The 21,362-nt window shown below is 26.9% G+C and carries 20 protein-coding genes and 1 rRNA gene; 7 read left to right on the top strand and 14 right to left on the bottom strand.

Going from position 1 to position 21,362, the window contains the following annotated elements:
• Nucleotides 1-7: 7 nt before the first annotated feature.
• Genes EXC58_RS02700 through EXC58_RS02690 form a run of 3 tightly spaced genes read right to left on the bottom strand, consistent with a single transcriptional unit; the run spans nt 8 to nt 6,234 of the window.
• The gene (locus tag EXC58_RS02700; RefSeq protein WP_129725505.1) at nt 8-4,366 is read right to left on the bottom strand and encodes a PolC-type DNA polymerase III; all 4,359 of its coding nucleotides are present in this window, start codon (nt 4,364-4,366) and stop codon (nt 8-10) included.
• A gap of 39 nt (nt 4,367-4,405) precedes the next feature.
• Nucleotides 4,406-5,467 carry a phosphatidate cytidylyltransferase gene (locus tag EXC58_RS02695; protein WP_129725504.1) on the bottom strand — a complete coding sequence of 354 codons (1,062 nt, stop codon included), beginning with the start codon at nt 5,465-5,467 and terminating at the stop codon, nt 4,406-4,408.
• A 23-nt stretch (nt 5,468-5,490) separates the two neighbouring features.
• Nucleotides 5,491-6,234, bottom strand: coding sequence for a phosphotransferase (locus EXC58_RS02690; protein ID WP_129725503.1), 744 nt, complete (start codon nt 6,232-6,234; stop codon nt 5,491-5,493).
• 127 nt (nt 6,235-6,361) lie between these two features.
• Between EXC58_RS02690 and EXC58_RS02685 the strand changes: the two genes are divergently transcribed.
• On the top strand, nt 6,362-7,729 hold the full coding sequence (locus EXC58_RS02685; RefSeq protein WP_129725502.1) for an FAD-dependent oxidoreductase: 1,368 nt from the start codon (nt 6,362-6,364) through the stop codon (nt 7,727-7,729).
• Between the two features lie 79 nt (nt 7,730-7,808).
• Nucleotides 7,809-8,417 carry a tRNA (guanosine(46)-N7)-methyltransferase TrmB gene (gene trmB, locus EXC58_RS02680; RefSeq protein WP_129725501.1) on the top strand — a complete coding sequence of 203 codons (609 nt, stop codon included), beginning with the start codon at nt 7,809-7,811 and terminating at the stop codon, nt 8,415-8,417.
• Nucleotides 8,418-8,438: 21 nt separating this feature from the next.
• Here the strand turns inward: trmB and EXC58_RS02675 are convergent, their stop codons facing one another.
• The 4 genes from EXC58_RS02675 to EXC58_RS02660 form a co-directional block, all read right to left on the bottom strand.
• Nucleotides 8,439-9,347: an energy-coupling factor transporter transmembrane component T family protein gene (locus tag EXC58_RS02675; RefSeq protein ID WP_129725500.1), complete on the bottom strand. Its 909-nt coding sequence runs from the start codon at nt 9,345-9,347 to the stop codon at nt 8,439-8,441.
• On the bottom strand, nt 9,347-10,282 hold the full coding sequence (locus EXC58_RS02670) for an energy-coupling factor transporter ATPase (protein ID WP_129725499.1): 936 nt from the start codon (nt 10,280-10,282) through the stop codon (nt 9,347-9,349). Before EXC58_RS02670 ends, EXC58_RS02675 begins: the two co-directional genes overlap by 1 nt.
• Complete coding sequence (locus tag EXC58_RS02665) at nt 10,273-11,073, bottom strand: energy-coupling factor transporter ATPase (protein WP_129725498.1); 801 nt, start codon at nt 11,071-11,073, stop codon at nt 10,273-10,275. Before EXC58_RS02665 ends, EXC58_RS02670 begins: the two co-directional genes overlap by 10 nt.
• Nucleotides 11,074-11,141: 68 nt before the next feature.
• Nucleotides 11,142-11,750: a ribonuclease HII gene (locus tag EXC58_RS02660; RefSeq protein ID WP_129725497.1), complete on the bottom strand. Its 609-nt coding sequence runs from the start codon at nt 11,748-11,750 to the stop codon at nt 11,142-11,144.
• Nucleotides 11,751-11,817: 67 nt separating this feature from the next.
• On the opposite strand from EXC58_RS02660, the gene EXC58_RS02655 reads away from it, so the two are divergent.
• Nucleotides 11,818-12,321, top strand: coding sequence for a hypothetical protein (locus EXC58_RS02655; RefSeq protein WP_129725496.1), 504 nt, complete (start codon nt 11,818-11,820; stop codon nt 12,319-12,321).
• A complete protein-coding gene (locus EXC58_RS02650; RefSeq protein ID WP_129725495.1) occupies nt 12,314-13,720 on the top strand; it encodes a phosphotransferase in 1,407 nt (468 codons plus the stop codon). The genes EXC58_RS02655 and EXC58_RS02650 overlap by 8 nt, the downstream gene beginning before the upstream one ends.
• Before the next feature lie 62 nt (nt 13,721-13,782).
• Here the strand turns inward: EXC58_RS02650 and EXC58_RS02645 are convergent, their stop codons facing one another.
• The 3 genes from EXC58_RS02645 to EXC58_RS02635 all read right to left on the bottom strand — a co-directional run bounded on the left by EXC58_RS02645 (nt 13,783) and on the right by EXC58_RS02635 (nt 14,712).
• The gene (locus tag EXC58_RS02645) at nt 13,783-14,088 is read right to left on the bottom strand and encodes a thioredoxin family protein (RefSeq protein WP_129725494.1); all 306 of its coding nucleotides are present in this window, start codon (nt 14,086-14,088) and stop codon (nt 13,783-13,785) included.
• A gap of 158 nt (nt 14,089-14,246) precedes the next feature.
• A 5S ribosomal RNA gene (gene rrf, locus EXC58_RS02640) occupies nt 14,247-14,352 on the bottom strand.
• 39 nt (nt 14,353-14,391) lie between these two features.
• Complete coding sequence (locus tag EXC58_RS02635) at nt 14,392-14,712, bottom strand: hypothetical protein (RefSeq protein ID WP_129725493.1); 321 nt, start codon at nt 14,710-14,712, stop codon at nt 14,392-14,394.
• Between the two features lie 83 nt (nt 14,713-14,795).
• Here EXC58_RS02635 and EXC58_RS02630 point away from each other — a divergent pair, with 83 nt between their 5' ends.
• The 3 genes from EXC58_RS02630 (at nt 14,796) to EXC58_RS04760 (ending at nt 17,070) form a co-directional block, all read left to right on the top strand.
• Nucleotides 14,796-15,197, top strand: a complete 402-nt coding sequence (locus EXC58_RS02630; RefSeq protein ID WP_129725492.1) for a hypothetical protein — start codon at nt 14,796-14,798, stop codon at nt 15,195-15,197.
• 307 nt (nt 15,198-15,504) lie between these two features.
• Nucleotides 15,505-16,446, top strand: a complete 942-nt coding sequence (locus tag EXC58_RS02625) for a hypothetical protein (RefSeq protein WP_197723784.1) — start codon at nt 15,505-15,507, stop codon at nt 16,444-16,446.
• Complete coding sequence (locus tag EXC58_RS04760; protein ID WP_197723783.1) at nt 16,447-17,070, top strand: hypothetical protein; 624 nt, start codon at nt 16,447-16,449, stop codon at nt 17,068-17,070.
• 93 nt (nt 17,071-17,163) lie between these two features.
• Here EXC58_RS04760 and EXC58_RS02615 read toward each other — a convergent pair whose 3' ends face one another.
• The 4 genes from EXC58_RS02615 to EXC58_RS02600 are packed head-to-tail and all read right to left on the bottom strand — an operon-like array spanning nt 17,164 to nt 21,355.
• On the bottom strand, nt 17,164-19,098 hold the full coding sequence (locus EXC58_RS02615) for a transketolase-like TK C-terminal-containing protein (protein WP_129725491.1): 1,935 nt from the start codon (nt 19,096-19,098) through the stop codon (nt 17,164-17,166).
• Complete coding sequence (locus EXC58_RS02610; protein ID WP_129725490.1) at nt 19,091-20,626, bottom strand: PTS ascorbate transporter subunit IIC; 1,536 nt, start codon at nt 20,624-20,626, stop codon at nt 19,091-19,093. Before EXC58_RS02610 ends, EXC58_RS02615 begins: the two co-directional genes overlap by 8 nt.
• Nucleotides 20,627-20,634: 8 nt before the next feature.
• Nucleotides 20,635-20,910, bottom strand: coding sequence for a PTS sugar transporter subunit IIB (locus EXC58_RS02605; RefSeq protein WP_129725489.1), 276 nt, complete (start codon nt 20,908-20,910; stop codon nt 20,635-20,637).
• Nucleotides 20,900-21,355 carry a PTS sugar transporter subunit IIA gene (locus EXC58_RS02600; protein ID WP_129725488.1) on the bottom strand — a complete coding sequence of 152 codons (456 nt, stop codon included), beginning with the start codon at nt 21,353-21,355 and terminating at the stop codon, nt 20,900-20,902. The genes EXC58_RS02605 and EXC58_RS02600 overlap by 11 nt, the downstream gene beginning before the upstream one ends.
• Between the last annotated feature and the right edge of the window lie 7 nt (nt 21,356-21,362).

Raw genomic sequence — 21,362 nt, 5'->3', positions numbered from 1 at the left:
TTATTTTTTAAAATAATTTCATTTGATCAGTATCATCTAAATTACTTAGTACACCAAGATTATTTAGAGTATCTAAAAGTGTTTTGTTAATTGAAGTTCGTTTTGCAAAATCTTCTTTAGAAAGAAATTCTCTTTCATTTCGAGCTTGAATAATCCGTTTTGCAACCGATTCACCAAGTCCCTTTACAGATGAAAATGGTGGAATGAGTTTGTTTTCTTTTTTATCAATTACTCATTCTTTTTCAAGAGATTTTTCTAAATTAATATTATCAATTGAAAATCCCCTCGCATATAATTCTCGCACTGATTCAAGAGTTGTTAATAATGCATCATCTAAAACAGATTTATTAGGTAGTTTGTTAATTTCATTAATTTTATTATTGGTTTTAATAGCTCCATGATCATTTACAATTGTTTCAATATCAAATTCATCTACCCTAATTGTCAAGAAGGTTGCGTAATATTCAAGTGGATAATAAAGCTTAAATCACGCAATTCTTCAAGCCATAAGAACATATGCTGCAGCGTGGGCTTTAGGGAACATATATTTAATTTTTTGCATACTCTCAATGTATCAATCAGGTATATTGTTTTTTTGTAATTCTGCAACTTCTTCATCAGTTAAACCTTTACCTTTACGAACTTTCTCCATGATTTTAAATGAATAAAGAGCATCAACACCTTTACTTTTTAGATAATATAAAATATCATCCCTACAACAAATTACATCTCTAAGAGAAAAGTCTTTATTTTTAATTAAACTTTGAGCATTATTTGCTCACACATCAGTACCATGAGAAAGGCCTGATACTGAAATTAGATCTGCAAAACTTGTAGGTTTTGCTTCTTTAAGCATTCTACGTACAAAGTTTGTTCCAAATTCAGGTAAACCAATTGCTCCTGTTTCTTCTCCACCAATTTGTGAAGGAGAAATGTTTAATTCCTTTGTTGAAGTAAAAAGAGACATTACTCGAGGATCTTTTTTAGGAATATCTTTTTGAAAGTTAATATTAGTAATTCTTTGAAGCATTAAAATTGCAGTTGGATCACGGTGTCCTAAAATATCGAGTTTTAAAACATTATCATGAATAGCATGGAAATCAAAATGGGTTGTTTTTCAATCAATTGTAATATCATCAGCTGGATAATTAGTTGGGGTAAAATCCTCCACTTGAAATTCTTTAGGAATAATAATTATTCCTCCAGGATGTTGTCCGGTAGTTCGTTTTACTCCAATGATTTTTGAAGATAAAAAATCAATAAAATTTCGTGAATAGCCAAATTTATATTCTTCTTCAATTTTTTTAATATAACCAAAAGCGGTTTTTTCTTTAATAGTTGAAATTGTTCCGGCCCTTAATGTGTTGCTTTCTCCAAAAATACGTTTAACTTCATTATGAATTTCAGCTTGATAATCTCCTGAAAAGTTTAAATCAATATCAGGAACTTTATCTGCATTAAATCCTAAAAAGGTTTCAAAAGGAATTGAATGTCCATCTTTATCTAACAAGGTTCCACATTTTGGACAATTTTTATCATCTAAATCATATCCAGATGTAATTTGGTTGTTTTCAATTAATTCAAAATACTTACATTTTTCGCAGATATAATGCGGAGGAAGTGGATTAACTTCAGTAATTCCCGCCATTGTAGCTACAAGCGAAGACCCAACACTTCCCCTACTTCCAGCAATTGAACCCATATCCTCACATTTTTGAATTAGACGGTTAGAAATCCAATAAATAACATCATAACCATATTTAATAATTGGAGTAATTTCTTTTTCTAATCTTTCTTCAATAATTTTAGGGAGATTTTCTCCATATTTTTCTCTTGCAGTTTTATAAACTAGGTCATAAAGTTTTTGGTTTGAATTATCAAATTTTGGAGTGTATAAATCTTTTTTGATAACTTCAATATTATCATCTACCATTTGCTCTATTTTTTTAGGATTATTAATAACAATATCTTTAATTAGTTTTAAATCTTCTAAAAAAGCAAATTCATCAAGCATTTCACGAGTAGTTAAAAAGTGTAATTGTGGAACAGTTAAAGTTCCTGATTCAGCTTTGGATTTATTAAATAAAAAGTGTGGAGCCCCTCCAATTCCCATTGAATAAACAAGTGATTTATAAAAAATTTGGTCTTGTTCACTTTCGTAACGAGCATCAGAAATAGCTACTACTGTTTTCCCTAAATTTGTTGCGTCTTTAATAAGTTTTTTAAGTGCTTCTTGAACTTGTAAAATCGTTAACTCGTTTTTTGAAACTTGATTTAAAAACGCTTTTGGATGTGGAACCTCAATGTAATCAAATAAATTTAATAATTCTTTTTGTTGAAATTCACTACCAAATAAATATGCATCAATTAAAGGGCTTCGAATTCCACCTGATCCAAATAATAAGTTTTTTGATTTAATTAAATCATCATAAAAAAGCTTTGCACGACCAAAGTAACGTTTAGTTAAAGCTAAAGTTACAAATTTGAAAAGTTCTCTTAAACCTTCTTGATTTAAAACCATTATACTTATTTCATCAGGACGAACGTTAGAATAAAATCCATCAGTAAGAAAGTTAGATAATTCTTTACAAGTAAAAATATTTGATTTTTTTAATGTCTCAATAGCAGCTATTCATGTATTAGCCAATACTCGAGCATCATAATCAGCACGGTGAGCTTCACTTTCGTTGTAATCAATTGATAAATATGAAGAAAAAGCACCAAGAGTGTGTCTTCTTTTTCACGGAAAAAGCAAACGAGAAATAGCTAGAGCATCAATAAATGTTGTATTTGGGATTGGGATATTATATTCAATGAATTTTTGCTGTATAAATCCCATATCAAAATTACAGTTGTGAGCAACTGCATAACGATTATTTAAAATTTCATAAATTCTATTTAATCCCTCTATTTGCGAAAGCCCTTCATCTTCTAGCATTTTATTGGTAATTGAAGTTAAACTAGTGGTAAAAGACGAAATAGGAGCAGAAGCTTTTAGGAAAAACTGAAATTCATCAATAATTGTTTTATTTTTAATTATTACGCCACCAAATTCAATAATTTCACCAAATCGAGCTGATAAATTAGTCGTTTCTAAGTCAAAAGATACATATTCAATATCATCTAAATTTAAATCTTCAAAGTCATTTAAAAAAACTTTATTATTTTTATGAATTACATTAAAAGCAGCCCCATAAATTGGTTTTATCTTAGCTTTTTTAGCAGCTTGATAAAATTCTGGAAAAGCTTGAACACCGTTTAAGTCAAAAATTCCTACTGCTTTGTGTCCGAAATTTTTAGCTATTTCAATAACTTGAGATGGACTCATAATTCCATCCATAGTGTTCATTTTAGTTTTAGCATTTAGTTCGATACGTTTAACAGGTTCATTATCAACTTTAGCTTCCAAAGAAGATTTGGTTTTAACAATTTGCTTTGCTTTAATAATTTTTTGCGTTTTGTCAAAACTTTCACTTAAAGAACCATAAACTTCAACTCAATCATTAACTGAAAAAATTCCATCATCAGATAATTTTTCTTTTTGAAAATACGAAACTTCAATGGCGTCCTTTAAGTCAGATATTCAGTATTTATAAATGAAAAAGTTTTTACGGTCAATAAAATCACTTTTATAAATTTGACCTTTAATTGCAACATTATAATCTTGAGGTACTTCAATTAGCGAATGAACATCTTTTATATTTAATTGTTGATAATTTGATTTATTGGAGTTATATTTATTTTTTTTAGCATTATAAACACTTTTATTAAAGGAATCGTTGTTTGAATTTGATGATTGGAGCAATTTTTTTTCTTGTTCTAAAATAAAGCTTTCAGGGACAATTTCTTTTTTAATTTCAATTTTTTTTAGTTCAATTTCAAAATCTATTTTATTTAAATTAAGATTATTAAATTTTTCTTTTAAATAATCAATAATTTCATTAAAAGTGGTCTCCATTTCAGGATCAGTATGAGTAAAAACTCATTTTCTGGTTTGATGATTAAGAATAAGAATTGACTGGTTTTGATAATTTTGTGCTATCTGAGCAAATTTAGGTTCGTGCAAAAGAAAATAAAAAACGTAATCTTTAATTTTAAGATCTTCAGGATAATAATCATCAACAGAAAAATTTACATGAAGCGTTAAATCTTTAAAATCTTCAATTTTGTGTTTAAGCAAAGAAAAATCAGAAACCGAAGGAATAGTTTTAAAACAAATTGTTAAATATGCACTTTTTTGGTCGTCGCTAAAAATAATTTGATTATTTGCAATATATGCATCTTGAATTGATTCAAGTTCTCCTAATTTTGAGTATTTTGCAAAATTATTAAAAGATATATCACTATAAAATTCCTTATTTTTCATTTCTTCTCCTTTTATACTTTTTAATTATTAAAATTTTGATTAAAAAACAATAGTTATTAGTGAAAAAAATATAAATACAAAAATTATACTGTCAATGCGATCTAGAATTCCCCCATGCCCTCTTAAAATCTTAGAAAAATCTTTTATTTCATTTCAACGTTTAATCATTGAGAATGATAAATCACCAATTGTTGAAATAATTGGAATGAAAAGTGTAAATAAAACTAAAGAAGTTCTGGATAAATATACTGAATTTTCTGGTTTTTGAACTGCTGTAAATAAAATATTAAAATAGTTTTTATCACTTTTTTGAGATGATAAATCAATAAAATTTAAAGAAATAATTAAAGTAAAAACAACTAAAAAAGAGCAAATAAATCCACCAATAAAACCCTCTCAAGTTTTTTTAGGACTAATTGTAGGAGCTAGTTTATTTTTAAAATATTTATTACCTAATTTTATTCCTACAAAAAATGCTCCAATATCTGAAGCAATAGCACCAGCACTTAAAATAATAATATAAGATAATCCTGAATGAGTGGACATTAAAAATACAAAAACTCTAAAAAATGAAGCTATTAAGAAAGAAACAAGTAAATATACAAGTGTTCTTAAGAATAAACTTACATAATTAATATCTTTAATTGTAATAAGCCGAATAAGAGCAAAAATTAGTGCATTCATCACTAATATAACATAAAAAATCCACTCATTATAAACAATGTTAAATAAAAAAGAAACAAGTTTGAAATCATCTTCTATTACGGTAATTCCAAAAATAAATTTTAGGTAATTAATTCCCAATATTAGTGAAATTTGTTGAAAAAGACTTAAAATAATTGCATGATTTTTATTTTTAGTAAAAGCAAAACTTAATTCATAAAATGCTCAAAATCCAAAAACTCCATACAAAATTAATGAACTTATTCTTAAAAAAATATGTCCTATATTTGAAGAGTTTCCTCAGTTAAAATTAGAAAAAGTATAAAAAGATAATCTAAAAATAATAAAAATAACAATCAATCCAATTGATAAAAAAATAGCAGGCAAAATTCTTTGCTTAAATAAAGCGTTTTGAGTTTTTATTTTAAGTAAGTTCATATTAATTTAATTATAAAGAAAAACTATCTTCTAAAGAGATTGTTTTTCTTTTTGTTTTCATAAACTTGAACACTATGTTCAACTAAGTCATAAAAAGGTTTATCATCAAATGGCATTGTTTCTTGAACGTTTAATCATAAAATGATTAGATAATAAACAAAAATTTTATGTTGAAGTAAATATTCTTCTCAATATAAATCATATCGATTTAAAAATACTTTTTCTTGATGTTCATTCAAATTATTACTAGTTATAAAGTAAGCTAAATCAAAATGTTTATCACCCATTGAAGCATATTCTCAATCAACAATTCACAATTTTTGATTTTGATCCATTAACATATTGGTTTTAAATAAATCATTATGTAAAGGACGATTATTTTTAATTTGTGCTAAAATTGTGTTTATTCGTTTGTAATATTTATCTAAAATATCAATTTTAATATTTTTTTGTTTAATAATTTTGCGATATTCTTTGACTCTAGCAGCGTGATTGGTTTTAGGAAATTTTAAATCAGATTCATGCAAAGCTTTTAAATAATCAGCAACTTGAATTAAGGCTTCATCAGTAAATTCAAAATCTACTGAATCAATAAATTGATATTTTAATCATTGCGAAGAATTTTCGATTAATTTAGGCACAAAACCTAATGAATCTAAAATCTTATAATCGATTTTATGATTGAATTGATTGTACTTTTTCTTTTGAATAAAAAGATCGTTATCCCTAAAAGATTGGTTAGTGTATCCTAGATTAATTTTTTTCATAATTTTTTCCTTTATTTTAGGTAAAAATGCCGAAATATTTTTCAAAATCAGCATTAAAAACCTATTATGTTGCTATAATTATATAAATTATTAATTAATTAAAAATTAAATATTCGAAAGGATAAATATGAAAATTTTAGTTGTCGGAGCTAATCACGCTGGAACATCATTTTTAAGAACTTTACAAACAATTAAGGCTCAAGACAATGTTGTGGTTTATGATCGTAATACTAATACATCATTTTTAGGTTGTGGAATTGCTTTATGAGTTGGTGGTGAATTTACATCGCCTGAAGGATTATTTTACTCTTCTCCAAAAATTTTAAGAGAAGAATATAATGTTGACTTAAAAACTGAACATGAAGTGTTAAAAATTGACAGACACAAAAAAGAAGTTTTAGTTAAAGATTTAACAACAGGTAAAGAATTTACAGATAATTACGATAAATTAGTTTTTGCTGGAGGAACTTGACCAATTGAACCTCCTTTTAAAGGAAGAGAATACAAAAACATTATGCTTTCAAAACTTTTCCAACATGCAGAAAAGATTTTAGAAGCAGCTAATGATAAAAATGTTAAAGATGTTGTTATTGTCGGAGCTGGATATATTGGAGTTGAGTTAGTAGAAGCTTTCAATATTAAAGGTAAAAATGTTACATTAATTGACCTTCAAGAAAGAGTAGTTCCAAATTACTTTGACCCTGAGTTTACTGACGTTATGGAAAAACGTATGAAAGAAGCAGGAGTTAAATTACAACTTGGAGAATCGGTTGTTGAATTTAAATCAAAAGACGGAGAATATGTTTCATCAGTTGTAACTAACAAAGGTGAATATAAAGCTGATCTTGTTATTCTTTCAATTGGATTTAAACCAAGAACTGAAGCTCTTGAAGATGTTGAAAAATTAGCAAATGGTGCTGTACTTGTGGATCAATACCAAAGATCAGTATCTGATAAAGATATTTACGTAATTGGAGATTCAGCATCAATGATGAATCAAGTTTCAGGTCAACATTGTCACGCTGCCCTTGCAACAAATGCTGTTAAAACAGGACTTGTTGCTGCAATGAGTCTTTCAGGAATTGATATTCCATTCCCTGGAGTTGTAGGAACAAATGCTATTAATGTTTTTGATTGCCACTATGCTTCTACAGGAATGACTAAAAAATCAGCTGAAAGATTTGGACTTACTAATGTAGCAGAAGAATACTTCATTGATAATGATCGTCCTGAATTTATGAAGGAACATGATAAAGTTGCAATTAAACTTACATACGATAAAACAACTTACAAACTACTTGGAGTACAAATTGGTTCATGAGGTAAATTCTACCACACTGAAGTAATTTTCATGTTTGCTTTAGCAATTCAAAAAGGATTAACATTACCAGAAATTGCTTTAACAGATGTTTACTTCTTACCACACTTTAATAAACCATTTAACTTTTTCCTTGTACCATTGCTTAATGCTATTGGTGTTAAATACAAAAAATAGATATTTTTATAAAGTTATAAAGAACAAAAACCAGCGTTTTTGTTCTTTTTGTTAGACTTTGATTATAATTAATATTACTATGAGATTAAGACACAATAAAAATGCATCTGGAGAACTTGAAAAATCACCTTATTTTATAAAACATTTTCCTATTACATTAGAAAATGAAAATATTTTAGAAATTGGAGCAGGAAAAGGTGAAATGATTTCCCAAATGGCTTTAGATAATCCGCACAAAACTTTTTTTGCACTCGAGAAATATCCAACAGTAGCTTATAAAATCTTAAAAAAGATTAATCGATTACAATTGAAAAATTTATTTATTATTACTGAAGATGCTTCTAAAATTCCCGAACTTTTTAATGGAAAAATTAATCAATTATGACTAACTTTTTCAGATCCATGACCTAAAAACGCACACGAAAAAAGAAGGTTAACCTATAAAAATTTTTTGAGCTTATATGAGCAAATTCTTACAAAAAACGGGAAATTAAGGTTTAAAACCGATAATGACAAACTTTTTGAATATTCAATTACATCCCTTAAAGAAAATAATTGAGAAATTTTAACTTTTACCAATGATTTGCACAGTAGTAAGTTTGCTATGGACAATTATCAAACAGGATATGAAATGAAATGATCATCAAAAGGAAAAAATATTAATTATTTGGAAGCAAGAAAAATCTAGCAAAATGTTGCTAGATTTTTCTTAATAAATTGCAAGAAGTGAAGTTCATATACTTGGTAAATAAGTATGGTCTACATAAGTATTATATGCTATAAAAACACCAAGTCCAATAAGTGATAGTGTCACCAATAAGTCTCTTCAAGTTAATTTTAATTGTCTATATTTGGTTCGTTTTGAATATGGTTCATAACCACGAGTTTGCATTGCATCACTTAAATCATCAGCTTTAGCAAATGATGAAACAAATAAAGGGATAATTAAAGTCGAAAAGGCAACAGCTTTATCTTTCATATTTCCATTTTTAAAATCAATTCCCCTTGAGCTTTGTGCTTTCATAATTCTTTGTGATTCATCAAGCAATGTGGGAATAAATCTTAATGCAATTGAAATAATCATGGCAATAATTTGAGTTGGAATAAAAAGCAATTTTAAAGGGAACATTAAATCTTCAATAGCTTTAGTAAGTAAAATAGGACGAGTAGTATTAGTTAATAAAGTAGTAGCTAAAATCATTGTAAAAACTCTTAAAAATAGTGCAATACTTCGATTTAAAGCAAGCATACTAACAACAAAAGTATGATCTCCTTGTGGGTATGTTATCCCTCAAATATCTTTTGCGATTTGATCGATTTTTTCATTATCTAAAATTGTTTGTTTTACATCTGTGTACTTAATAGTTAATAAATTAATTAAGAAAATAATAATAGCCATAACAATTGGGAATTTAGCCATTCGAAAGACTGATTTAACTTTCTTTACTACTGTAAAATAAACCACTAAAAGAGGAATAAGTAAAATTAAACTATCAATGTAGTATTTTGACATAAAAGCAAAAACAACATAAAATACCACAACTAAAATTTTTAAACGAGGATCAAGGTTATAAAAAAATCCTTTTCTAGGAATATATCTTCCAAAAACACTTTTCATTATTTATCTCCTTGAGAATTAATCCAATTAGCTAATTCTTCAATTGATCTTACAGGAGGAACATTAAGTCCTTGATTTCTTAATTTATGCACAAAATCAAGTAATTTAGGTGGTTGAAGATTATTTTCTTTTAAAAATTTAATGTCATTTAAAATCTCATATGGAGTTCCATCTTTGCAAATTAATCCATCTTTAAACACAATAGTTCTTTGAGCTCTTTCTAAAACATGATCAAGTTCATGAGTGACATTTACAATTGTAGTTCCTTGCTTATTTAAGTTACTTAAAATATCAAGTATTTCCACTACTCCTACAGGATCTAAACCAGCAGTAGGTTCATCTACTACTAAAAATTGTGGTTCTAAAGCTAAAATACCTGCTAAAGCAACTCTACGTTTTTGCCCTCCGGATAAATCAAAAGGACTACGTTGTAGGTATTCTTCAGGAAGACCTACTAGTTTAATATATTTTTTAGCTTTTTCTTTAGCTAGCTCTTTTGACATTCCAAATGCTACCGGAGCAAAAATAATATCTTCTAAAACAGTTTGTTTAAACAATTGATATTCAGCAAATTGAAAAACCACTCCAATTTTATTTCGAATCATTTTCGAAGCTTTGAATTTAAAAGATTTTTTAAGTTTTTTATCTTTTGAGTATAAAAAACTTAAAAATTTTTCTTTATAAACAGGAAGTTTAACAAGAATTTCTTTATTGGTATTTGGATCTTCGACAAAAATTCAAGACACTTCCCCTTCAGTTGGATTTAATAATCCGTTTAAATGTTGAATAAAGGTGGTTTTTCCGCTTCCGGTTTGTCCAATTACTCCGATATATTCACCTTGATTAATATCAATAGAAATTCCATTTAATGCTTTAAATTCTCATGGAGTATGTTTTGAGAAAATATGTTGAACATTTTTAAGTTTTATTTGCATATTTTGTTTATTAACTCCTCTTCATTATATGTTGGTTCAATTCCTTTGATTAATGAACTAAGTTTGTAAACAAAAGGTGAATCAATTTTAGCAATTTCAATAATTTCTTTATTATTTAAAATATCAATTGGTTTTCCGGATGCAATTAATTTACCTTGTGAAAAAACCAAACATTTATCAGCTAAAATAGCTTCGTCCATGTCATGAGTAATTGAAATTAAGGTTTTGTCCTTTTTTTCTCGAATTCCTTGAATAATCTCAATAACCTTACTTTTTCCTTTTGGATCGAGCATTGAAGTGATTTCATCAAAAATAATTACTTCAGGATCAAGAGCAAGCACTGAAGCAATAGCTACTCTTTGTTTTTGACCTCCTGAAAGATTTTCAGGTTCACGTTCTAAATAAGGTAGCATATCCACTTTTTCAGCATATTTACGCACTGTTTTAATCATTTCTTCTCGAGACATTCTTTTGTTTTCAAGACCAAAAGCGATATCATCTTCAACTGAAGAACCAATAAATTGGTTTTCTGGATTTTGAAAAACTATTCCAATTTTTTTTCTAACATCAATTAAAGTTTCACGCGAATAAATTATTCCGTCAATAGTTACTTTTCCTCTAGTAGGCTTAATTAGGGCTGAAAGAATTTTAGAAAGAGTACTTTTTCCTGATCCGTTATGACCTAAAATAGCAACATATTCTCCTTTTTGAATTTCAAAAGAGACATTTGAAAGAGCTGGAACTTTATCGGTTTCTCGATATTTAAAAGTAACATTTTCGACTTTAATCATAATAATAATTTTACCACAATTAAAAAATTATTTTTTGCACAATAACCGCTTAAAAAGTGCAAAAAAAGCTAAAATTTGCTTACTTTTAAAATGTGTTCTTTAATAGGTTTGTACTTAATTCGATGAATTGGAATAATACCTTTTTTATCAATAGCTTCTTTATGCTTTTTGGTTCCATAGCCTTTGTGATTTGCAAATCCATAACCTGGATATTTTTTATCAAGTTCAATCATTAAATTATCGCGATATACCTTTGCAATAATGCTTGCAGCTGCAACATTATAAGATTTTTGGTCCCCTTTAACTAAATTAATTTGTTCTAAATGAACAAAGATTTTTTCAAAATCAGTAATAACTACTTCTGGACTAATTTTCATTTGATTAATGCAATTGGTCATTGCTATTTTTGATTGTTCTTTAGGGTTTGAATTATTAATATCCTCAACACTTCTTGAACAAATTTGTACTTCTAAAGCGTGGTCAAAAATTTCTTCAAAAAGCTCAAGTCTTTTTAAAGGACTTAATTTTTTTGAATCGTTAATGCCTTTAATTTCGCGATTATAAGGCATTATTACACAAGCGGCAACTAGCGGACCAGCTCAAGAACCTCTTCCTGCTTCATCGCATCCTGCTATTACTTTTTTAGTAGATAAAAATCGTTTTTCATAATCTAACATAAAAAAATTATAAATAAAAGCTAAGAATGGACTTTAAAATATTAAGCTTTTATTTATAATTTTTAATATGCTAGATAAAGTAAAAGTCCATTGTGATGAATGTAATGAAAATTTTGAATTTTATTTTGGGCTTGCTCAAGAACTTGAAAAAATTGGTTGATTTTTAAATAATATTGTTAAGACTCAAAAAAACTTATTAGATTTTAACGTTTATTGAAATGAATTTGGTTCACAAACACAACATTTAAACAAAATTTTTGGTACTAATGTTGATTTAAAACAAGAGTATGATCAAATAATGAATTTCTTTTCAGATGAGGAAAAACAATTATTAGTTTTAAACCCTTTAATTGGATTTGATTTAAGTATTTATCCAGTTGTTTTAGAAAGTCAAATTAATCAAGCTAAAAAAGAATTACTTCATTTACCGATTGTAGAATTAAATTTTATTGGAAAGAAAAAATATTCTAGATCATATCCAGGAGTTTTATATATTCATTTTAACGAAGAACATACCTTATTTACTTGTCCTAATCATCTAAAATTAATAGCAAAGAGAATTGATGAGTAATTTAGTTGAAAAACATTTAAACTTAGTTAATGATGCTTTAACAAAACAAGGTATAAGTAAGATTGATTTAATGAAATTAGAATATGAAGGTTTTCATAATTACACATATTTAGCTCAAATAAATGACAAAAAATACCAAGTTCGTATTAAAAAAAATTTTTTAAAAGAACAAAGCAATTCTGAGAAACAGTATTATTTAAAAGATAAAGAAACTCTTTATTATGATGAAAATTTACTTATTAGAGAATGATTTGAGGGAGAAACTTTAGAAAATTTGAAACTAACAAAAGAAATTCAAGTTGCTGTTTTAAAGCACTTAAAAGAATTTTCAAATAAAGACATTAATGTAGAAGAATTTGACTGATTTGAGCAAAAAATCAATCTAAAAGAATATAGTGAAATTATTAAAAAATTTAAAAATAAGCCAAAAATACTTCAGCATGGTGATTTAGCTTTGAAAAATATTTTAATAAACAAGCAAAACCAAGTTAAATTTATTGACTTAGAATGAATTAGATTAAATTTTATAGGTTTTGATGCAGCAACTTTATACAAAGAGGGTTTTGATGAAAAACTAATCTTAGAAAATTTAGAAATTACTAAAGAAGAATTTAAAGATTTATTATTTATTTGTGATACTTTTAATAATTATGTTTATAAAATAAATTACATCCCAAAAATCAAAGAAGAAGTAAAAAAAATACAGCCAATAGAATCTTTTTCAAAAAGTTCATATCGCTTAAACGATAAAATTGTTCAATTTAAAAATGATTCGAATTTATTTTTAATCAAAGAACTAGGAAATGAAGATTTTTTAGCTCCAATTTTATATGAAGATGAAAAATTAATTTTAAGAAAATGAATTCCTGAGCAAAAATTTCATTTTTGCAAAGGTAATTTAAGACGATTGTCCACAAAAATTAAGAAGTTTCATCAGCTTCCCAATCAGCAAAAATATATAATTGACCAATTTATTTTTAATCTTTATCAAAAGTTTCAAAGCAATAAATGAGTACAAAGTATCAATCAAAACATTATTGATAAAATTTTTATGAATTTAAAAAATCCACAAAATTTAGTTCTATCACATAATGATTTACACCCTGGAAATATTATTATGAGTAATAATGACGGAAGGTTTAAATTCATTGATTTAGTTAATGCTTCGCTTAACAGTAAATACTTTGATTTAGCCTATTTGAGTACAAATTTAAATTTAAATGAAGATAAAGAGTTACATTTACTTAAATGTTATGATAAAAAATCTTCCGTTGAAGAATTTTATAAATATAAGTGTATTGTAAATTTTTATGGACTTTTATGAAGTTTGGAGTTAAAAGATTTTTCAATGCTTGAAGTTAATTTATCAAATATTAATAAATATCAACAATATTTATAAGAGTAAAATATTAAAAAAGCAATCTCTTTTAAAAAAGAGATTGCTTTAATTAATCTTTAAAATTATAAATAAGGTTCTAAATCTTCTTTAAGTTGTTCGTAAGGTCTGTATCCAAGCATTTTGTGTACAATTTGTCCATCTTTGTAAACAAGTACATAAGGAATTGATTGAACTCTTTCTTGACTTGCGTATTCTTTTTCATTATCAACGTCTACTTTTAAAACACTAACTTTATCTTTTTGAGCTAATTCTTCAAGAACAGGCCCAAACATTTTACACATTCCACACCATTTTGCGTGGAATACAACTAAATGAAATCCGCTTTTAACAGTTTCTAAAACCTCGTTTTTTGTAGAATCTTTAACCATAAATTCCTTTCAATTATATTTGCTATAATTATACATAAAATATTTTCAAAATGTAAAAAGTTTATTTTTACTTACTTTTTTGCTAAAAAATTGCATTTTTGTTTATTTTTTTTCTAAATATTGCTGTTTTTTTATTTTTGAAAAATAGAAAATAAAAAAAACAGCAACTCCCTATTTTCACATTTCTGCTATCGTCGGCACTAACAGGCTTAACTACTGAGTTCGGAATGGTATCAGGTGATCCCTGTTGCTATAATCACTGTAGTAATAGTATAACATAAAAAATCAAATTCAAAAATATTTTTAATTTTTTACATAAATATTAAAATTAGTTACTGAATTAGTCAATAAACTGACAAATTTTTGTTCATCTTCTGCTGAAAGGTTTAAATTTTTAATTCCACTAAAATAAATTTTTTCAATATCTCAGCGCAATTGATATTTATTTTGAGTTATAAAGTAAATTAAATCTTCCATAAACCATTCAAAAAATTTATCATCATATGGCAAATCTCTAAGCAATTTATGAATGGTAATTTGAAATTCACGATTTTGAAAATCGGTAATTTCAAAATCAAAAGATAAATTTAATTCAGCTGATGATTTATTTTGGAACTTATTCATATAAATATTTTACATTTATTTAAGTAAACGACTTTAAAAGTTTTATAATCTTATTATCATTTAAAAATTAAGGATTTTTAATTATGAATAATTTAAATACTGTAGCAGTTAAACCAAAAACTTTAAGTATTACTATCTCACAAATTTTTGTTTTTTTATTTTTAAGTTTATGTTTAATTAGCTTTGTTATTAGTAGTGCTATTAAACCAAAAATCTCATATATGTTTTTAATGGTAGTTCCTTTTAGTTGATTAATTTGTCTAAGTGCATTTGGGACTACAATTGCTTATAAACGCAAAAAAGATTCTAATAATACTATATTTTGGTTGTTTATTTCACTTTTTTCGCTATTAAATATCTTTTTAACTAGTTTAGCAATAGGTCTTATTAGTGTTGATAAATCAGTTGCAGGACATGTCTTATTTTCGTGCATGAATTTATTGATTATTGTTTTAAATATTTCTTCTTTATTTGTTAAAAAATAGTAGCTATATTAAAGCTACTATTTTTGTATTTTTTAAATATAAATCAATTAAAAAAATTTATTTTACAAGCTTAACTCGTGATAAAATATAAATGCATTAACAAAGTTAAGAAAGGTTTTTAAGCAATTATATTTAAGTTTAATTGTTTAAATTAAAAAATCATTATTTTTTATAATAAATAAGCACAAGTTCATTTAATTTGTTCATGTGGATTTTTATTTTTTATTAAAATTTTAATAGACTTACTACAAATATATTATAATATATTTGTAGTAAGTATTATTATGTAAATTAATTGGAGGATTCTATGAATATGACTTTAAAATATGTAAACGGGAAAAATATGTTGATAAATGTTAAGAATCAACTTGATCAGTATTTTACAAAAAGAGATATTGCTAAAAAATTGTTTTCAAAGACTTTAAAGATAATTAGCAAATATGAAAATATTGATAAATATACATGAATAGAACCTAGTACAGGAGAGGGTTGTTTTTTAGATTTATTACCAAAAGACAAAAGAATCGGAATTGATATTGATCCAAAAAGAGATGATGTTGTTAAAAGTGATTATTTAAAATACAAATTACCTAATGAAAATTTTATTGTAATAGGGAATCCTCCTTTTGGTCATAGAGGTGTTTTAGCACTTGAATTTATTAATTATTCCCAAAATGCTGATTTTGTTTGTTTTATATTACCAATGTTTTTTGAAAGTAAAGGTAAAGGTAGTGTTAGATATCGTGTAAAAGGATTAAATTTAATTCATAGTGAAGTTTTACCAGAGAGTTCTTTTTATACTTTTGACGGCAAAGATATTGATGTGAAATGTGTCTTTCAAATCTGATCAAAAAATCATACAAATCCAAAACTTCATAACTTCAATTGATACTCTTTAGGAGAAAAAAACCCCTTTAAGAAATATTTAGATGTTTATACTGTTTCAACCGCTAAGAGTAGAGAGTGTGGTAAAAAATGAATTTATGAAGAAAAAGCAGATTTTTATTTAGCATCAACTTTTTATAAAGTAAATAAAGTTGTTTATGATTTTAAAGATGTTAAATACAATAGTGGAATAGCAATTAAAATAAATACCAAAAATTCTAAAGAAATTAAAAAAATTAAAGATTTATTTGAAAAACAAAATTGAATCAATTATAGTTCTTTAGCTACGAATTCATGCAGACATATTGGTAAGAGTCATATTTATGAATTATTATTAGATAATGGCTTTGAAAAGGAATTCTAAATGAAACCTGAAGAAATTTTACTAAATGTTATCGAAGATAAATATAAAGAAGATAAATTAGATCAAAAGGATACAAATAAAATATTTTGAAAAATTGTAGAATTTGAGGCTAACGCAATAGGAGCTATTGGCGAAAGATTTGTTAAAAAATTATTAAAATCATTCAATGTAAGTCTTAAAGATAACAATAAAGATAAAACAATACATAACGAATATGATATATGAATAAATAAACCTAAAAAAATATTACTTGAAGTAAAAACAGCAAGATTAGGTAAAAAAGTTAAAACTTTTCAATTTAATGGAATAAATCCTAATTATAATTATGATTATTTAATATGTATAGGAATTACAAAAGAAGATATTTATTATAGAATCATTTCAAAAAATGTGGATTTTAAATATATTCATAATAAAAACCAAAGAGGTCATTGAATTGATATTGATGGAAAACTCTGAAAAATAATTGAAATGAATCCTGGAAATTCAGTTAATTACAAATTAACAATAAATCTAAAAATTATGAAGCACATCAGTTTATTTAAAGAGGAGTTTTTTAATATTTTAGATTTAAAAGAAAATGAAAAGAAACTACAAAATATTTTAAAAAAAGAAATAAAGTAATTTTTATCCACAAAAAACAGTAAAATTAAGTTTTATGCTAATAAAAAATCTCTCTTATATTTTTCTATAAGAGAGATTTTAATTTAATATTAATTATTTAGATAAAAAACTTTTTACTTTAGCTAATATGTTTTCTTTTGTAAATCCATTTAATTCATAAACAAAATCACCAGGAGCTGAATGTCCAAAATCATGTGCTAAATGAGCGTCAAATTTGTTATATTTAGCTAGTTTGAATCATAATGGATCATTAGTTGCTTCAACAGCAAAGTTAGGTAATTTGTCTAAACTTAAATTTTCAATTAATTTTTCGTCTTTAAGCAATAATTGTAAAGAAGGCACCGAAATTACGTTGGCTTTAATTCCGTCTTTAGCTAATTTTTGAGCAACTTTATCAACTAATTCAACTTCAGAACCACTAGCAAGTAAATTAACCTGAGCATTTCTTGCGTGGTGAACATAATAAGCTGCTTTAAAATCATCTTTTTGTAAGTTAAATGATTTTAGTGGTTGACGAGTTGAAATAATTGCCGATGGAGTATTTTTTAATGCTAGAGCATATTTAAATGAGTTAAGCATTTCATTTTCATCAGCAGGTCTAAAAACAAGGTAATTTGGAATGCTACGCAATGCAGTGACTTGCTCAACTGGTTGGTGAGTTGGTCCATCACCTCCAACTTGATATGAATCATGACTAAAAACAGTAATATTAGGTAATTCCATAATCGAACCTAATCTAAGAGCTGCTTTTGCATAATCAGCAAATACTAAAAAAGTTGCTCCAAAGGTAGTTAATCCTGAGTGAAGATTAATTCCGTTATTAATTGCACTCATAGCAAATTCTCTAATTCCATATTTAATGTTTTTATCTGAATCAAATCCAACTTTGGTTGCTCCTCTTAAATCAGCTGATCCACCTACAAAGTTTTGGTGATGTGTATCCATAAACTTCATAATTTCATCAACATAATCTCTAGTTGCAACATTGGTTTTTTGGAATTTAAATCCTGAAAAATCAAACGATTTTTCTTTATTTAGAATTTTTTCTAATTTAACTGCAAGTTGTGGATATTTTTCTTTGTATTGAGCTAATTTTTTTTCTCAACGAGCGTATAAATTAGCTTTAGATTTAAGTAATTTAGCACCAAAATCATATGCTTTAGGGTCATATTCAAAAACATTTGTATGACTTAAACCTAAATTTTCTTTATATTCAATAGTATCTTTTTCACTTAAAATTCCATTGTGTCCTTTTGGGGTATCAGCAACTTTGGTCCCAAAAGCAATAGTTGTGCGAACTTGAATATATGTTGGTCGAGTGCTTTTTTGAGCTTTTTTAAGAGCTTCAATAATATTTTCTGGTTTATTATTTTTCAAAATAATGGTATTAAATTTAATTGATTCAAAATATTTTTCAAAATCAACATTATTAACTTCAGTTGCAGAAGTATCAATTTGCATATTGTTGTAATCATGAACAACAATAAGTGAACTTAATTTATTAGTTCCAGCAAAAGCAAGTGATTCTAAAGCAACCCCTTCTTGTAAATCACCATCTCCACATAATACAAAAACATTATGATCGATAATTTTAAAATCTTTTTGGTTGAATTGGTTGCTTAAATATTTATTACTATAAGCCATCCCAACACCCATAGCAACCCCTTGACCAAGTGGTCCAGTTGAAGCATCAATGTAATGAAGCTTTTCAATTTCTGGGTGCGAAGGGGTTTTTGAATCATAAAGTTTGTGAGCTTTAATATCATCTAAAGTAAGCAATCCCATTAGATGATAAAGTGAATAAAGTCCCATTGAACCGTGTCCAGCCGAAAGAACAAAACGATCACGGTTAAATCATCTTGGATGTTTTGGCGAGAATTTTAATACTTCTCCAACCATTGAGTAAAAAAGTTCTGATGCTCCAAGAGCCATTCCAATGTGACCTTGGTGAGCATTGTTAATTCCATCAATTGCGACAGCACGCATATTAGCTATAAATTCTTTGTGAGTAAATTGTTTTTTATACATTTGCAAGATTGTCCTTATTTCTTTTACGATTAATTATTTTTTTAATAAGTCCATCGGTTGCTAATCCTAAGTAAGTTAGTAAAATAACTCCAAAAGCTACAAATTTTCCTGCTTTTGGTATTAATCCTAACACTCCAGGAACATACCCAATTAAATAATCAGTATCTCCTCAGTTTAGAGAAGCTACTGATGTATTTACAGCGTTATTGCTTGTAATTAGCGAACCTAATTGGTTGGTTGCTGTTGGTGCTCAGTTTCCTAAAACAAAGAAAACTGGAATAAAGGTGATAATTAAACCTCCAACAAAAGGCCCAACAATTGCACCAATAACACCACCTTTGACATTACCAAAAACCCCAGAAGTAGCACCTAAGAAAAAGTGAGGAACTAGTCCAGGAAGAACAACAGCAGGAATTAGAGATGCTTTCCCAAGTCCAATTGTTATGAACATACCAATTATACCAGCAAAAAATGAAGATATAAAGCCAATTATTACAGCATTTGGTGCATATGGAAATACTACCGGACAATCCACAGCTGCTTTTGAGTTTTTAATTAGTTTGTCACTAAATCCTTTATACATTGGAACTAGCTCTCCAACAAATAATCTTACCCCTGCTAAAATAATTTCAACCCCTGCAGTGAATGTGAATGCTTGAACAAACATGGTAATTACTCAATTACCACTTGAAAGCACTCCATAAGCTGCCGGAGAGTTTTCTTGCGTAATTTTTCCTAGTTCATATAAAATTCCACCAGGCAAAAAAGCCGCTAAATAAAAGACAAACACAGTTATCGAAATAGACACTAAAGTGTTTCTGAAAAAGTAAAGTGACTGAGGGAATTTAATTTCTTCAGTTGATAAAACTTTTCCTTTTTTAAGTTTATAAATTCCTTCTCCAATAAGTCCTGAAAGTGCATAACCAAATCCACCAGTGTGACCTAAAGCAATTTCGTCACTTCCAATAATTTGTTTCATATATCTTTGTTGTACTGCTGGAGAAAGCACCATGTAAATAGCCATTAAGCTTGAAGAAGTAAGTAATGCAAGTGCAAAATCTCCAGCATTATTTTCAAAATCAAATCCAATTACGTACATAATTGCAGCGAGCATTAGCGAACTGTAATATAAAACGTGACCAGATAAATAAACATATTTAAAACGAGAAGTTAATGCTAAAAGCATATTAAGCAACATTGATACAAGCATAATAATTGATCCTAATGTTGCAATTGATGGAAGAGCACTAGATAAGGCACCTGCAAAAGCATCATTATTTGGAATAATTCCATTTAATGAATATACAGATTGAAAAACAGGTTGAAATTGGTTTAATGAACCAACTAATACACCAGCTCCACCTCCTAAAATTAAAAATCCAACAATTACTTTAAAGGTACTAATAACCACTTGTGATGCTTTTTTTCGTAAAACTAAAGCACCAATCATAGTGAAAATCCCAACCAGTAATGCCGGAGTTCCAACAAATGCTTTTAAAAAATTAAGCATTCAAAATAAGAAAGGCATAAATTCTCCTAATTAAGATTTAATAATTTTTTTAATTTAGTAGTTAATTCTTCTTTAGATAAAATGTTTGTTAATACTACCATTTTTTCTGCAGGAAAATCTAAAACCGGAGCTACATCAGCTCCAACAATTACATAATCAACTCCTTTTTTATCAAAAGAAGAGATGTTAGTATGTTCAACTGATTCATATTGAACACCAAGTGAATCTAAAACACTTTTTACATTCATCTCAAGTAATAAAGATGAACCAAGACCTGATCCACAAACACACTTAAAGTTCATATTTTTCTCCAAATTGTGTGATTAAATCTAAAAATTCTTGTTTTGACTTTACATTTAAAGCTTTTTGCTTAAATTCTTGATTCATAAAATAATTTCCAAATTCTGAAATAAGCTCAAAATGTGAGTTATTATCTGGAGCTGAAAGAGTAATAATAATTTTTGCTACCTTATCAGGCTGGTTGTTAAAAATAATTTCTTCGTTTAAAATTAAAGTAGAAGTAGCAGCTTTTAAGCAGTATTCTCCAGCTGGAGCATGCAATAAAGCAATTCCTTTTTCAAGAACATAATAAGCTCCAAATTTCTCAGTTGAAAGCAAAATTTCTTCTTCTAACTTTTGGGTTGCTTTATTTTGTTTAACAAGCATATTTACTCCAAGGTGAATAGCTTCTTTTCAAGACACCTTTTTATCCATATACTGCATTAATTGTGGGTCAAATAATTTCATTATAACT

The sequence above is a fragment of the Mycoplasmopsis citelli genome, from assembly GCF_900660645.1.
GTDB lineage: Bacteria > Bacillota_I > Bacilli_A > Mycoplasmatales > Metamycoplasmataceae > Mycoplasmopsis > Mycoplasmopsis citelli.
The sequence above is the reverse complement of the archived record's forward strand: the minus strand, read 5'-3'. Positions and strand labels throughout refer to the sequence as shown.